Origin of the sequence: Iodobacter sp. BJB302, from assembly GCF_002735645.1 — a bacterium.
Lineage (GTDB): Bacteria > Pseudomonadota > Gammaproteobacteria > Burkholderiales > Chitinibacteraceae > Iodobacter.
In genome coordinates this window covers 1-14,153 of record NZ_PDZG01000052.1, presented here as the reverse complement: position 1 = coordinate 14,153, position 14,153 = coordinate 1, and the positions used below count along the sequence as shown (strand labels likewise).

General features: G+C 49.3%; 14 protein-coding genes. 7 read left to right on the top strand and 7 right to left on the bottom strand.

Translation table 11 applies throughout. The annotated features are described in order from the left end of the window. The first annotated feature begins 165 nt into the window (after positions 1–165). The 6 genes from CSQ88_RS15730 (at position 166) to speG (ending at position 6,851) form a co-directional block, all read left to right on the top strand. Positions 166–870 carry an MIP/aquaporin family protein gene (locus CSQ88_RS15730; protein ID WP_099399034.1) on the top strand — a complete coding sequence of 235 codons (705 nt, stop codon included), beginning with the start codon at positions 166–168 and terminating at the stop codon, positions 868–870. Between the two features lie 118 nt (positions 871–988). After that, the gene (glpT, locus tag CSQ88_RS15725; protein ID WP_099399033.1) at positions 989–2,371 is read left to right on the top strand and encodes a glycerol-3-phosphate transporter; all 1,383 of its coding nucleotides are present in this window, start codon (positions 989–991) and stop codon (positions 2,369–2,371) included. A 501-nt stretch (positions 2,372–2,872) separates the two neighbouring features. After that, positions 2,873–3,496 carry a PEP-CTERM sorting domain-containing protein gene (locus CSQ88_RS23025; RefSeq protein ID WP_180273680.1) on the top strand — a complete coding sequence of 208 codons (624 nt, stop codon included), beginning with the start codon at positions 2,873–2,875 and terminating at the stop codon, positions 3,494–3,496. 158 nt (positions 3,497–3,654) lie between these two features. Next, positions 3,655–4,857 (top strand): glycine C-acetyltransferase, encoded by a 1,203-nt coding sequence (locus CSQ88_RS15715; protein WP_099399032.1) that lies wholly within the window; start codon positions 3,655–3,657, stop codon positions 4,855–4,857. A 230-nt stretch (positions 4,858–5,087) separates the two neighbouring features. Further along, positions 5,088–6,113 carry an L-threonine 3-dehydrogenase gene (gene tdh / locus CSQ88_RS15710; protein WP_099399031.1) on the top strand — a complete coding sequence of 342 codons (1,026 nt, stop codon included), beginning with the start codon at positions 5,088–5,090 and terminating at the stop codon, positions 6,111–6,113. 198 nt (positions 6,114–6,311) lie between these two features. Beyond that, positions 6,312–6,851 (top strand): spermidine N1-acetyltransferase, encoded by a 540-nt coding sequence (speG, locus tag CSQ88_RS15705; RefSeq protein ID WP_099399030.1) that lies wholly within the window; start codon positions 6,312–6,314, stop codon positions 6,849–6,851. 120 nt (positions 6,852–6,971) lie between these two features. On the opposite strand, the gene CSQ88_RS15700 is transcribed toward speG, so the two are convergent. The 4 genes from CSQ88_RS15700 to CSQ88_RS15685 form a co-directional block, all read right to left on the bottom strand. Continuing rightward, a complete protein-coding gene (locus CSQ88_RS15700) occupies positions 6,972–8,123 on the bottom strand; it encodes an FAD-dependent oxidoreductase (protein ID WP_099399029.1) in 1,152 nt (383 codons plus the stop codon). 139 nt (positions 8,124–8,262) lie between these two features. Further along, entirely contained in the window at positions 8,263–9,198 is a 936-nt protein-coding gene (locus tag CSQ88_RS15695) for a LysR substrate-binding domain-containing protein (protein ID WP_099399028.1), read from the bottom strand. Next, positions 9,195–9,686 (bottom strand): disulfide bond formation protein B, encoded by a 492-nt coding sequence (locus CSQ88_RS15690; protein WP_099399027.1) that lies wholly within the window; start codon positions 9,684–9,686, stop codon positions 9,195–9,197. Before CSQ88_RS15690 ends, CSQ88_RS15695 begins: the two co-directional genes overlap by 4 nt. Positions 9,687–9,803: 117 nt before the next feature. Next, positions 9,804–10,958, bottom strand: a complete 1,155-nt coding sequence (locus CSQ88_RS15685; protein ID WP_099399026.1) for a patatin-like phospholipase family protein — start codon at positions 10,956–10,958, stop codon at positions 9,804–9,806. A gap of 294 nt (positions 10,959–11,252) precedes the next feature. Here CSQ88_RS15685 and guaB point away from each other — a divergent pair, with 294 nt between their 5' ends. Then, positions 11,253–12,722: an IMP dehydrogenase gene (gene guaB / locus CSQ88_RS15680; RefSeq protein WP_099399025.1), complete on the top strand. Its 1,470-nt coding sequence runs from the start codon at positions 11,253–11,255 to the stop codon at positions 12,720–12,722. Between the two features lie 89 nt (positions 12,723–12,811). Here guaB and CSQ88_RS15675 read toward each other — a convergent pair whose 3' ends face one another. The 3 genes from CSQ88_RS15675 to CSQ88_RS15665 all read right to left on the bottom strand — a co-directional run bounded on the left by CSQ88_RS15675 (position 12,812) and on the right by CSQ88_RS15665 (position 13,984). After that, entirely contained in the window at positions 12,812–13,219 is a 408-nt protein-coding gene (locus tag CSQ88_RS15675) for a DUF1398 family protein (RefSeq protein ID WP_099399024.1), read from the bottom strand. A 72-nt stretch (positions 13,220–13,291) separates the two neighbouring features. After that, a complete protein-coding gene (locus CSQ88_RS15670) occupies positions 13,292–13,738 on the bottom strand; it encodes a spore coat protein U domain-containing protein (RefSeq protein WP_099399023.1) in 447 nt (148 codons plus the stop codon). Between the two features lie 3 nt (positions 13,739–13,741). Continuing rightward, on the bottom strand, positions 13,742–13,984 hold the full coding sequence (locus CSQ88_RS15665) for a hypothetical protein (RefSeq protein ID WP_143449491.1): 243 nt from the start codon (positions 13,982–13,984) through the stop codon (positions 13,742–13,744). Between the last annotated feature and the right edge of the window lie 169 nt (positions 13,985–14,153).

The window sequence follows — 14,153 nt, the reverse complement described above, 5'->3', positions numbered from 1 at the left end:
GCACCCGAAGCGCTGCGGGCGACAGTGATGAGTCGCTCAGCGCCGCTTCGGGCACGCTTTATCAGCAGACTTAATTCGGGATTTATTCCGATCAAAATCCTGAAGTACAAAAACAAACTACACCCTCATTATCCGGGCTTCTGCCCGCTTCAAACTGGAATTCAAATGACTCCATTATTTGCCGAGTTTATTGGCACCGCTTTATTGGTTCTTTTAGGTAATGGCGTTGTCGCCAATGTATTACTCAATAAAACCAAGGGCCAGAACAGCGGCCTGATTGTGATTGCCTTTGGCTGGGCCATGGCCGTATTTGTGGGTGTATTCAGCGTGGCCGCCATTAGTGGCGCCCACCTCAACCCCGCCGTCACCATTGCTTTGGCAGTTGCTGGTAAATTTGCATGGAGCGATGTGGCTGGCTATATCATCGCGCAAATGCTGGGTGGTATGGCAGGCGCTTTTGTGATGTGGCTGATTTATCACAAGCACTTTGAAAGCACCGAATGCGGTGACACCAAGCTCGCCGTATTTTGCACCGGCCCGGCAATTCGCCATGTAGCGGGCAATCTGGTTTCAGAAATTGTCGCCACCTTTGTATTGGTATTTGCAATTTTAAGTATGGTTGCGCCAAAAATGTCTTTAGGTGCCATTGACGCCCTGCCGGTAGCCCTGCTGGTACTGGGGATTGGTGTTTCTTTAGGCGGCACAACAGGTTACGCCATGAACCCTGCCCGTGACTTAGGCCCGCGCCTGATGCACGCCATTCTGCCAATCTCCGGCAAGCGCAACAGCGACTGGGGCTATGCCTGGATTCCTGTTGCAGGCTCAGTTATTGGTGCCGCACTTGCAGCCCTTGCCCACGGTATTCATTAAACTTCACCCGCCCGGAAAACTGCGGTTTTATCCGCAGGCCTGTTGTCTGCCAGCGTTTTCCTGAGGTTTGTTTCCAATACAGGCATCCTGTTCCGATGCCTGTACACAGGGATTTTTCATGTTTAAATTTTTACAACCTGCAAGCCATATCACACGTATGGATGAGCAGAAAATTGACAGCACTTATAAGCGCTTACGCTGGCAAATTTTCCTGGGTATTTTCTTGGGCTACGCGGGCTACTATTTAGTCCGTAAAAATTTCTCACTTGCCATGCCCTATTTAGTTGAACAGGGCTATTCGCGTGGCGATTTAGGCTTTGCCATGTCGGGTGTGGCGATTGCTTACGGAGTATCTAAATTTTTAATGGGCGCAGTATCAGACCGCTCTAATCCAAGGGTATTTTTAAGCCTTGGGCTGCTGCTTTCCGCGGCTATTTTCCTCTTTATGGGCTTTGTGCCATGGGCCACATCCAGCGTCACCATTATGTTTGTACTGCTGTTTTTAAACGGCTGGGTACAGGGTATGGGCTGGCCGCCATGCGGCCGTACCATGGTGCACTGGTGGAGCCAGAAAGAGCGCGGCTCGGTAGTTTCGGTATGGAACTGCGCTCACAATGTGGGCGGCGGCATGATAGGCCCGCTGTTTATCTTAGGCATGGGCTGGTTTAACGATTGGCGCTCGGCCTTCTATGTGCCTGCTGCGGCTGCCATTGCCATTGCGGTGCTGGCCTTTGTGGTAATGCGCGACACCCCGCAATCCTGCGGCCTGCCTGCTGTCGAAGAATATAAAAACGACTATCCAAAAGATTACAACGAAGCGCATGAAGTAGAGCTGAGCGCCAAAGAAATCTTTAAAAAATACATCCTGCCCAATAAGCTGCTCTGGTGCATTGCCTTTGCCAATGTATTTGTTTATCTGCTGCGTTACGGCGTACTGGATTGGGCACCGACCTATTTAAAAGAAGTGAAGCACTTTACGGTTGATAAATCATCATGGGCTTACTTTCTGTTTGAATGGGCAGGCATTCCGGGCACGCTGCTGTGCGGCTGGATGTCGGATAAAGTATTTAAAGGCAATCGCGGCGCAACGGGCTTGTTCTTTATGGGCCTTGTTACCATCGCAACCATTGTTTACTGGCTAAACCCGGCAGGCAATCCTACTGTAGACATGCTTTCTCTGATCGCCATTGGCTTCTTTATTTATGGCCCGGTGATGCTGATTGGCCTGCATGCACTGGAGCTGGCGCCAAAAAAAGCCGCAGGTACAGCAGCAGGCTTTACCGGCCTCTTTGGTTACCTTGGCGGATCGGTTGCCGCCAGCGCGGTGGTAGGTTACACCGTGGATCATTTTGGCTGGGATGGCGGCTTTATGCTGCTGATCGGCTCTTGCGTTGCCGCAATGGTTTTACTGGCCCTGACGATGTTTCACGACACGCCAGCCAATAAAACCAAACGCGAGGAAAAAATGCTGAACCCCACACTGGCCAAAGCCGCGGGTTAAATCTGAAATCTGAAATAAACACGCAATGCCGCTCAAATTTGGGCGGCATTTTTTATTACCCAAACCGTATTCTCTTACAAAACAAACTCCTCCATTTTCAGCATTAGCCATAACAAAAAATGTGGAAAATCAAACCCTATTGAGTCCATAAAGCAACTCATCGCCGCTCATTACTATGGAGCAGATCACAGCGCTATCGCATAAAAACACAAAAATAAGCCATGGGCGCTGTTGTATTTTTATCCGAATGCCAAACCATATATTTATTATTTGTATTTAAAATACAGAAAACCAGCAATTGATACTTACAATTACCTCATTTTACACTCAAAAAACCATTGAATTTTCACCTAACCCGTAAGAAATAAAAACAATACATTAAAACAACTATACACACTTAATTAGACAATTCTTATAATTAAACCCAATTTAATTTAATAAAGAAAAAATTAAAAAATAGAATATAATTTAATCATTCAATTACAAACACAGGTTATTTTTATGAAATCTTACATTACTGTTCTTTTAAGCTCACTGATTATTTCCGCTCCGGCACAGGCAATCAGCGTTAAAGTATTTACTGATAAAGCTGAATGGACAAAAGCACTTAAAAACATTATTGCTGGCGAAGATTTTGCTGATGGCACGTTTATAAAAGGCCTTTCGATCAAAGCAAACTCCACAGACCCTGCTGATTTTTCCCATAACTACACCGTGACAGGCGGAAAATTAGTTGACCGGCTTACCGAAAAACACAGTACCAGCATCAATTACACATCCAAATTACTTGGAATTGGCGGCGATTTTGACCTCTCCCTCAATGAGCCAGGCATGGGCATCAAGCTGGTGCTCAGTGGCGATACTTTCAGTAATTATCTGGTCCCTAAGGAAATCAGCAAATACGCCACCGGCGGCTTTTTTGGCTTGGTTTCTGACACAGCCTTCACATCACTAAAACTGATGGCCGGCACACAAGGCACTGCATTAGTAAACGGGGAACAATACAGCCTGGATAATTTATCTCTTGCTACCGCCACGGCCCCCATTCCAGAACCTGAAACCTACGCATTAATGGGCATGGGCATCATTGGATTATTCGCGGCACGCCGTCGCAAAACTCAATAAATGCTGATTGCTTAAACACAAGGCCGGGCAATGCCCGGCCTTTTTTATGCAGCTAAAACAGTTAGGCATCATTTATTTGTAAGAACTGCTACTGATCGCCCATCCGCCTGCGGTCTACAATCTGAGCATCAGATTATAGACCCGCACACAGGATGACTATGAATCACGCTTACCTTTCACACCTTAATGCCACCCTCGAACAAATCCACAACGATGGCTTTGCCAAGCCAGAGCGTGTGATTGCCAGCAAACAGCGTGCAGATATCACCCTGCAAAGCGGCCAGGAAGTACTCAATTTTTGCGCCAATAATTATCTGGGCCTGGCCGATGATGCACGTCTGATTGAAGCTGCCAAACAGGGAATGGACGATTACGGCTATGGCTGCGCTTCGGTGCGCTTTATCTGTGGCACACAGCAAGTTCATAAAGATTTAGAACAGGCGATTTCTGGCTTTCTGAAAACAGATGACACCATTTTGTATTCCAGCTGTTTTGACGCCAATGGCGGCGTATTTGAAACATTGCTGGGCGAAGAAGACGCGGTGATCTCTGACGAGCTGAACCACGCCTCCATTATTGATGGTGTGCGCCTGTGCAAAGCCAAGCGTTTCCGCTACAAAAACAATGATATGCAAGACTTGGAAGCGCAGCTGATTGCCGCAGATGCAGCAGGCGCGCGCTTTAAGCTGGTGGTGACAGATGGCGTATTCTCAATGGATGGCATTATCGCCAACCTGAAAGACCTCTGCGATGTAGCCGAGCGCTATAACGCCATTGTGATGGTGGACGATTCACACGCCGTGGGCTTTATCGGCGAAAACGGCGCGGGCACACCAGAATTGTGCGGCGTACAGGATCGCATTGACCTTTACACCGGCACCTTGGGTAAAGCTTTGGGCGGCGCATCAGGCGGCTATGTTTCCGGCCGTAAGCCGATGATAGCTTTACTACGCCAACGCTCACGCCCTTATTTGTTCTCCAACACCCTCGCCCCCGCCATCGCGGCCGCCAGCCTGAAGGTTTTGGAAATTCTGTCCAGTGATGAAGGCGCTGCACTGCGCAGTCTGTTAAAACGCAACGCAGAGTACTTCCGTAAAGCCATGTCTGAGGCAGGCTTTACCTTGGTGCCGGGCGAACACCCGATTATCCCCGTGATGCTGGGCGATGCACGCCTTGCTGGAGCCGTATCGGCAGCGCTGCTTAAAGAAGGCGTTTACGTGGTTGGATTCTCTTTCCCTGTCGTACCCAAGGGCAAAGCCCGTATCCGTACCCAAATGTCGGCAGGCCACACACTAAAGCAAATCCAGAAAACAGTAGACGCGTTTATCAAGGTAGGGCGTGAACTGAAAGTGATTGCTTAAAGGCTCTTTAAACAAAAATTTGACAGAAGCTTTGGCCTAAAACTAAGAGTCCAAAATCTTAAACCACAGAGGACACAGAGAGCACAGAGTTTCACAGAGAAAAACAAAGGGTGGTTTCCTCCGTGAAACTCTGTGTCCTCCTTTTACTCTGTGGTTCAAGATTTAGCTGTTTATCAAGCTAAAGCTACTGTTATCAGAAAAATCACTAATTCCTTGTATGGAAATACCAGATGAAAGCCTTATCCAAATTAGAAGCAGCACCCGGCCTGACGATGAATCAAGTTGAAAAGCCTGCCATCGGCCATAACGACCTGCTGATCAAAATTAAAAAAACCGCCATCTGCGGTACCGATATTCATATCTGGAAATGGGATGACTGGGCGCAAAAAACCATCCCTGTGCCCATGCACGTTGGTCATGAATATGTCGGCACCGTGGTAGAAATTGGCTCAGAAGTACAAGGCTTTAAAATTGGCGATCGCGTATCCGGCGAAGGCCATATCACCTGTGGCCATTGCCGTAATTGCCGCGCAGGCCGCCGCCATCTTTGCCGCAACACCATCGGCGTCGGCGTGAATCGCCCCGGCGCTTTTGCCGAATACCTGGTGCTGCCTGCCTTTAATGCCTTCCCTATTCCGGATGATATTTCTGACGATTTAGCCGCCATTTTCGATCCGTTTGGTAATGCCGTACATACCGCCCTGTCCTTCAACATGGTCGGCGAAGACGTATTGATTACCGGCGCAGGCCCGATCGGCATTATGGCGGTGGCGATTGCCAAACACGTAGGCGCACGCCATGTGGTGATCACCGATGTGAATGAATACCGCCTCGATCTGGCCCGCAAAATGGGCGCAACCCGCGCCGTCAATGTCTTAAAAGAAGATTTAAAAGACGTGATGGCCGACTTAAAAATGACCGAAGGCTTTGACGTGGGTTTGGAAATGTCTGGCAACCCACAGGCTTTTCGCACCATGCTGGAAACCATGCAGCACGGCGGCAAAGTGGCGCTCTTAGGCATTCCGCCAGCCGACACCGCCATCGACTGGAATCAGGTTATTTTTAAAGGGCTGGAAATCAAAGGCATTTACGGCCGTGAAATGTTCGAGACCTGGTACAAAATGGTCGCCCTCATCCAATCTGGCCTCGATATCACCCCGATTATTACCCACCACTTCCATGTAGATGAGTTTGAGCAAGGCTTTGAGGCCATGTTGTCGGGACAAAGTGGTAAGGTTATTTTGAGCTGGGAATAATGCATAAAAAACCCACGATGCAGATCGTGGGTTTTTTATGCCAGCTCAGATATCACTTAATAATATTCCATATATCTTGCCTGGCACTTTTTCTCTTTCGTCCTCTATTTGCCCCCCACAAACACCATTTCCCTGAAAACACTGAACTCCCCCTATCGCCTTAAGTCCGAGGAATATCTTCTTCATTAAGCGATTTATATGAGTAGCCATTTAAAACTACGCCCACTGGAACGATCCGATTTACGTTTTGCCCACGAGCTGAACAATAACGCCAAAATTATGCGTTATTGGTTTGAAGAGCCTTATGAGACTTTTTCTGAGCTTACCCAGCTTTACGATCAGCATGTGCACGATGTGCGCGAGCGCCGTTTTGTGGCAGTAGACGTCAATAATGAAATGGTAGGCTTTGTTGAATTAATTGAACTTGATTATATTCACCGCAGAGGTGAATTCCAGATCATGATTGCACCCGATCAGCAGGGTAAAGGCTACGCCACAGAAGCCACGCTGCTGGCGGCTAATTATGCTTTTTCAGTTTTTAACTTACGCAAACTTTATTTAGTTGTGGATGTTTCTAATTTAGCGGCAGTGCATATCTATGCGAAATGCGGCTTTATTAAAGAAGCCGAATTAGTTGAAGAGTATTTCTGCAACGGCAGCTATCACAATGTATTCAGAATGCGACTATTTCAGCATGAATTTTTCGAAAAATTGATGCAAGCTCATCCTAAGAAATAAAACATCCATAAAAAATGCCCGCACTTTAATCAAAAGCACGGACATGGACTGCAAAAACGATTCTTATAAAAGTACGCACAGTTAAAGCCGCTCCTACATTGCCTGCTTGGTGATCTGCTCTCAGGCCAAAACAACCGGTAATTGCCCCGTTAAAGCCTGCTTCTCTTTTGTTGCCGCACCCAATAACGCAAAGCCCAGCAACTGCCCCTGTACATCAACAAAACGGGCGTCGATGCCGCCTTCAATCGCCGACACTTGCCATTCCCCCTGTGCACCGGCGGCGGGCGGTGCAACGACGGTTGGGCAGGCCGGGGTTTTAACTACTACCGGCATGGCGGGGTATTTAACCGGGGTGGGTGTTCCGGCTAAGGTTGCGGCTAGGGCGCGGGCGCAGTGCATGATGGGCATTACAAAAGGTAAATTCAGGCCCATCACTTCGGCGCAATCACCCAGTGCATAAATATGCGGCTGCGAGGTTTGCAGGGTTTGATCAACCACAATGCCGCGATTCACTTTTAAGCCCGCACTTGTCGCCAAATGAATACGTGGCCGCAGGCCGATGGCGGAGAACAACATGCCCACTTCGATAATCGATCCATCGTTTAGGCCCAATAAATAGCGGCCTTCCATATGGTCATAATTTTTTGCCGAGAATCCAAAATGAAACTCTACGCCAGCGCTGGTCAGTTGTTCTGCCAAATAGCGGCCAGCGGCTTCTGGCAATAAGCGGGATAATGGCCAGCCTGCCGGATCGAACACAATGGGCTTAATGCCAAGCGCCAATAAATCATTGGCAAATTCGCAGCCAATTAAGCCTGCGCCAAGAATACCTACGGTTTTTAATTCAGGCAGTTTTGCGGCAAATTCTGTGTAATCCTGCAGATTATTCACAGAAAGCACGTCGTCGCTTGCATTGCCACCAAGAGGTAAATAAATCTGATCTGCACCCAGCGCCAGAATTAAATCCCGATAAACCAGTGCTTGCCCATCAATCAATAAAACCTGTTGATTTACAGTATCGATTCCCACTACTTCGGTAAAGGGCAAAATGGCTGCGCTTAACTCTTCGGCCATTTTGCTGGCGGTTTTGATAATTAAAGAAGCGGGCGTTTTTTTGCCCGCTAAAGCATTAGACAACATGGGCTTAGAATAAAAATCCGCAGCGTCTTCAGCGATAATCGTTAAAGGCGTGGTTTGATCTGACTTTCGGAATTCTCGTGCTAAGTTATAGGCGGCAAGGCCCGAACCGATAATGATAATAGGATGACTCATTGTCTTTTCCTGTGTGATGCACTTGTAGATCAAAAAAACCAGCACCTTTGGTCCTGCTGATCTTTTTTTGGCAAAGACCAGCAAACCCCCGGCACAGCAACATCTGTCGTGCCAGGTATTTCATTTAATTCACTTCCCTTTAATGCACCGGCTCATCCAGTAAGATTTGTACCGATGGCAAACGGGTATTCAATACGGCCTGGCGCACCGCTTCTATGGCTGCAGCACGCGGAAAATTACGCCGCCACGCCAGAATTACCCGCCGGCTGGGGATAGGTTCTTTAAATGGCCGAATAGTCAGTAAAGCATCATCTGCAGCGCTGACTGAAGACGCAGGCAAAACGGTTACCCCTATTCCACCGGCCACCATATGCCGTATTGTGGTCAGCGAGCTGCCTTGCAAGGTGCGCTGCAAACTTCCTGCAGGCAAGCTTTCGCGGTTCAGATCCGGGCAGGCTTGTAAGACATGATCTCTGAAACAGTTACCTGAAGAGAGCAGTAAAACATTCTCATCAGCCAAAACGGATGAATCGATTTCCGTTTCCTTTTCCCAGGGATGGCCCTTAGGCGTAGCCACCACAAAGGGCTCGTCGTAAACGGCCTGCGTGGCAAGGCCCGCTTCAAAAAACGGCTCGGCCACAATCGCCACATCAATTTCGCCCTGCTTAAGCATCTCCACCAAACGTGCGGTGTAATTTTCTTCCAGCAAAATCTGCATTTGCGGCGCAGCGATACGCAGCTGCGGGATTAAATGCGGCAATAAATAGGGGCTGATGGTGTAGATAATACCCAGACGCAAAGCGCCAGCCAGCGGGTCTTTGCCCTGTTCGGCCAGCTGTTTAATCAGCTGAACTTCTTCTAATACCCTTTGTGCCTGCTCAACTAGGCGGCCACCAATCGGCGTAAGGGTGACATCGCTGGCAGAGCGCTCAAACAATGCCACGCCCAGCTCTTCTTCCAGCTTTTTCACCGCCACCGATAATGTAGGCTGTGATACAAAGCAGCTGGCAGCAGCCCGGCCAAAATGGCGCTCCCGCGCCACGGCCACGATGTACCTTAATTCTGTCAGCGTCATGCTTTTGCCTGCCAGAAACGAATACCCCAGGTCGCCGCAATCAGGCCGCTAAATCCTAATAAGGCCAATACAGGTAAAGACATACCAAATAAGCTCCAATCGATTACACCGCATTCGCCATGCCCGGTCAGCACACCTTTGAAAACCTGCAGCCACGGCTGCGTTTCCATCAGGTAATTCAGCCCTGGCCCGCAGGAAGGCAATTTACTTGGATCAATAAAGTACTGAATCGCCACATGCCTTGCGGCAACACCCGCCCCGGCAAGGCCCACAAGGGTAAGCACAATGGGCCAGAAACGGCTCATTTTAGGCAAGGGAATCGCAGCGGCGCAGAAAGACAGCAGGCCAAAGGTAATAAAACCCACACGCTGAAAAATACACAGCGGGCATGGGCTTAAAAACTGAGTTCTTTCTAAATAAAGCGCAAAAACAATGGTGCTTGCGCAGAAAATAGATAAGGCCAAATGGCCCAAACGCCAGCGCAACATGTGTACTCCGATAGCCAGTCAATAGATACAGACTATTCTATCAGCCAACTCGATCAAGAGGGAGTTGATATCAGGCAAGAATTGCCAATACCTACACTGCACTGACTATAATATTGCTTATTCTGACGATTCAATCGATAAAAAGTCACGCAACTCTTGCTCTTTAGCCATGGCATCCCGGTAACCCAGCTCGATTAATTTGCGTGAATAGCCACTACAAAACAATAAATAACTGGCCACGACCGAGCCCTGATGGCGAAATGCGCCCATTCCTCCCAGCAAAAAACGCATCCCCACAGGGAACTCTGATTTATAAGCCACGGCCAGCCGCTCAAGAGGCTGGGATGGCGAAATCGCCAGCACTTTAATCGGCCGCAAACCAAGGGGAAGCTGCCGCGCCAAATCTGCAGGCACAGCCGCCAGCGTGCGATTGATTCGGGTTAAGCGCTCTAAATCGGTATCCAGACCGTCCAGAAAAATACTATTCATTAAATGCCCCATTACTTGGGCCAGCGTGGGGTAGCGGGTGTGCTTTTCTCTGGCGGACGGGTCTGCCACCTGTGGCGCCACCCCAATCACTAAAATACGTTCTGCCCCTAAATGAATAGCGGGGCTGATGGGGGCAATTTGCCGCACCGATCCATCCCCGAAGTATTCACGGTGTAAGCGCACAGCAGGAAACAATAAAGGAATCGCCGCAGAAGCCATCAGATGATCCACCGAAATACTGGCCTTCACCCCCACCCTAGAAGCGCGGTGCCAGATATCCAAATCTGCAGCGCCTTGAAAAAAAGACACCGATTGCCCTGATGTATAGCCCGAAGCCGAGATCGATAATGCACGCAAAGCCCCCGCTTCTATGCTTTGCTGTATCCCGGAGAAATCGACCCTGTCCACCAGCAAATCACGCAGCGGCGCATTATTTAAAAATGCACGCGGATTATATTTACCCAAGCCCCCTAAAAACAAAGACAGCAGCCAATGCCCTGCAGTCGCCAATAATTGCCCAAGCGATGCCTGATAAATCATTTCCGGGCTTAAGCCCTGCCAGAGTCTTGCCAGCTCAAACACAGAGCGGCGAAAATGGCCGGCCCCGGCCGCAATCGCCACCGCATTAATGCCACCAGCCGAAGTGCCACAAATAATAGGAAAAGGATTGGCCGCACCCTTGGGCAATAATTTTGCAATGGCCAGCAACACGCCCACCTGATAAGCCGCCCTTGCACCCCCACCAGACAAAATTAAAGCCGTGCTGGAGGGATGCGTCTGCATTCGTTTGATCCCCATATTGTGCCTCTTCTTTCTTTTTTATTTTTAAACAGGCATGACAAACCAGCCACTCTCTTACGCTAGTTCTTAGCAGGCAAGGCTGCAAGATTGTCCGAAAAATAGCAGTATTCGCGTGCAAATTTCATACTCAGGCACAAAAAGAGCATTGAAATGGCCGCCGCCCGTTTCTTAAATAAAGTGCAAAATTGCAGATTATTGAAAACTGTACTAACAGGGATTGGTCTTATTACGCGCAGTTCGGTATAATGCCGTTTTGGCGACTAAGGATTCTGCACCATGCGCGTGATTCAGAAGGCCCTCACCTTTGACGATGTACTTCTCGTCCCGGCCCATTCCAACATCCTCCCGCGTGATGTCGATTTATCGACACAATTCACCCGCAACATTCGCCTGAATCTGCCGCTGGTTTCTGCAGCGATGGATACAGTGACCGAGGCACGCCTCGCCATTGCTATTGCCCAGGAAGGCGGCATGGGGATTATTCATAAGAATATGACCCCTGCAATGCAAGCGAAAGAAGTATCCAAAGTAAAACGTTACGAATCAGGCATTGTTAAGGATCCGATTACCGTATCCCCAGATATGCTTGTACGCGACGTACATGAGCTAACCCGTCAGCACAAAATCTCCGGCTTGCCTGTGATTGATAAATCCGGCCAATTGGTCGGTATCGTTACCAACCGCGATTTACGCTTTGAGACACGTCTTGACGTGGCGGTCAGCAGCATCATGACGCCTAAAGAGCGTCTGATTACGGTCAACGAAGGCGATTCAATTGAAACCGCCCGCGTACTGATGCACGAGCACCGCCTAGAACGCGTGCTGGTGATCGACGAAAACTTCAAGCTGAAAGGCCTGATTACCGTTAAAGATCTGATCAAAACCTCCGAACACCCAAATGCTGCCAAAGACGACCAGGGTCGCCTGCGTTGCGGCGCGGCTGTTGGCGTTGGCGCTGGCACCGAAGAGCGCGTTAAGCTGCTTTCCGAAGCCGGTGTGGATGTGATCGTGGTAGATACCGCCCACGGCCACAGCCAGGGCGTGATCGATCGCGTACGCTGGGTTAAGCAAAACTTCCCGCACATCCAGGTGATTGGCGGCAATATCGCCACCGCTGCGGCCGCTTTAGCCTTGGCTGAAGCCGGTGCCGATGCGGTCAAAGTGGGGATTGGCCCAGGCTCGATCTGCACCACACGCATTGTGGCTGGTGTGGGTGTTCCGCAAATTACTGCAGTGGCCAATGTGGCTGATGCGCTGGCTGGCACAGGTATTCCGCTGATTGCTGACGGCGGTATTCGCTACTCTGGCGATATCTCTAAAGCCATCGCTGCGGGCGCAAGCTCAGTGATGCTGGGCGGTTTATTTGGCGGTACAGACGAAGCACCTGGTGAAGTAGAGCTATACCAAGGCCGCACTTATAAGAGCTACCGCGGCATGGGCTCTTTAGGCGCAATGGCCGGCAGCAATGGCTCGTCCGACCGCTACTTCCAGGACAATGTAAACAACGCTGACAAGCTGGTTCCTGAAGGCATTGAAGGCCGTGTTGCTTACAAAGGCCCGATTACTGCCATCATCCATCAATTGATGGGCGGCCTGCGCTCTTCTATGGGCTATCTGGGCTGCAAAACCATCACAGAGATCCACGAAAAAGCCGAATTTGTGCAAATCACCGCCGCAGGTATTCGTGAATCGCATGTGCATGATGTGCAAATCACCAAAGAAGCACCGAATTACCATACCGATTAATCACTCTGATTACCCGCTATGCAAAAAGGCCGGAATGATTCCGGCCTTTTTTTATTTGAAAAACAAACGCATCCCATCTTGATACTTTGCTATTCATCTTCGTGCAGAGCACCAGGAAACCATTCAACGTGGCAATCACCATTACGGCCTAAATAACTCACCCGCTTGCCACGCAAAAATGCATAGTAAGCTTGTACTCCGGCTTCCATCGCCCGCACAGAGAAGCGGGAAAATGGCTGATTGTTTTGCTGGCTGTCCAGAATAGCGGCACGAAGCTGCGGCCCATCCAGCTCGCTGGCCACCTCCGGCAGACCCTCAATGGTAAGCGGCGCCACAACAACGCCACCGTCAATACCATAAAAAGCAAACTGCAGCCGCACATAATCAACGTGATAGTACTCAACGCCTTCTGCAATAAGACGCCCGACAATCTCAGGAAAAGGCACCCCTCCTGAAAGAGTAAGCCTGGCCAGCTCACGAATTATGTTTGCGTCCATTTTATTCCTTTAATTTCAGCACAAAGAATCACTGTACTCATTACCGCCAATACAAAGCAAACATCCCAAAAACTATGGCGAAATAGTCAGCACCACGTAATCCTCATAATTTCCCACATCGACCTGCTGCATAGGCGGGATAACACCGCAAAAATAGATGGGCGTTACAACGCCTGCCGACACTGCAACGCTTAAAGCGTCTTTACCCGTACCCAGCTCATGCGCTTTGCATGTTGATTTATAAAGGTGATAGCGAAGCTGGCTGCTGCCGCCGCTGATATTGCGCATTCTTCTGTCATTAATCGTACCGGAAACCTGACTGGGGCCAAACGAGACGGACAGTTTTCCAGCCTGCGTGCAGCTTGCAGTAATGAGCTGCTGCCTGATGGTTTCGGTGCTTAAATTCGGGGCGTATTGCCCAAAAGCCACTTCTTGCACCGATCCAAAAGAGCACGCCCCTGCCATGGAATACGCAGGCAGCAAGGCCGCTGCAATACCGATGATATTTTTTATAAACACACGCTACTCCCCGCCACAGATTAAATCACCCAGATCCAGCACATCACCCGCAGCATCAGGCACTTCAATCCAGGCTGAGCAAGGCAATCCTTTGTTTTGTATTTCAAACGCGTATCTTCCAGGCGCGATGTCTTCTAGGTAGATTTTTCCATTGATATCGGTCATGGCGGATAAATCACCTTCAGGCAATTTTAAGCTCAGGGTGGTGTTGACCAAAGCATGCTGCTGAGCATCTAAAATTCGCACTTCAAAAGCCCGTAATTTTTTCGCCGCAAAAACAAGGTGCCGCCCCAATGCTGTTCACTTTATGATTTTTATTCCCCAGTTATGCCGTTGATTAAGAATTTCCGTGCCTTTTCTACTTGCAAAATGCTTAGTTCGTCGTTTCACAACCCGCGGATTACTGCGTCCTGTT

Bases quoted from the DNA above. Each gene is read 5' to 3' on its own strand.
- guaB (WP_099399025.1), top strand. From the start codon at position 11,253: ATGCGCGTGATTCAGAAGGCCCTCACCTTTGACGATGTACTTCTCGTC.
- tdh (WP_099399031.1), top strand. From the start codon at position 5,088: ATGAAAGCCTTATCCAAATTAGAAGCAGCACCCGGCCTGACGATGAAT.
- CSQ88_RS15700 (WP_099399029.1), bottom strand. From the start codon at position 8,123: ATGAGTCATCCTATTATCATTATCGGTTCGGGCCTTGCCGCCTATAAC.
- glpT (WP_099399033.1), top strand. From the start codon at position 989: ATGTTTAAATTTTTACAACCTGCAAGCCATATCACACGTATGGATGAG.
- CSQ88_RS15730 (WP_099399034.1), top strand. From the start codon at position 166: ATGACTCCATTATTTGCCGAGTTTATTGGCACCGCTTTATTGGTTCTT.
- CSQ88_RS15685 (WP_099399026.1), bottom strand. From the start codon at position 10,958: ATGCAGACGCATCCCTCCAGCACGGCTTTAATTTTGTCTGGTGGGGGT.
- CSQ88_RS23025 (WP_180273680.1), top strand. From the start codon at position 2,873: ATGAAATCTTACATTACTGTTCTTTTAAGCTCACTGATTATTTCCGCT.
- speG (WP_099399030.1), top strand. From the start codon at position 6,312: ATGAGTAGCCATTTAAAACTACGCCCACTGGAACGATCCGATTTACGT.
- CSQ88_RS15690 (WP_099399027.1), bottom strand. From the start codon at position 9,686: ATGTTGCGCTGGCGTTTGGGCCATTTGGCCTTATCTATTTTCTGCGCA.
- CSQ88_RS15695 (WP_099399028.1), bottom strand. From the start codon at position 9,198: ATGACGCTGACAGAATTAAGGTACATCGTGGCCGTGGCGCGGGAGCGC.
- CSQ88_RS15715 (WP_099399032.1), top strand. From the start codon at position 3,655: ATGAATCACGCTTACCTTTCACACCTTAATGCCACCCTCGAACAAATC.
- CSQ88_RS15675 (WP_099399024.1), bottom strand. From the start codon at position 13,219: ATGGACGCAAACATAATTCGTGAGCTGGCCAGGCTTACTCTTTCAGGA.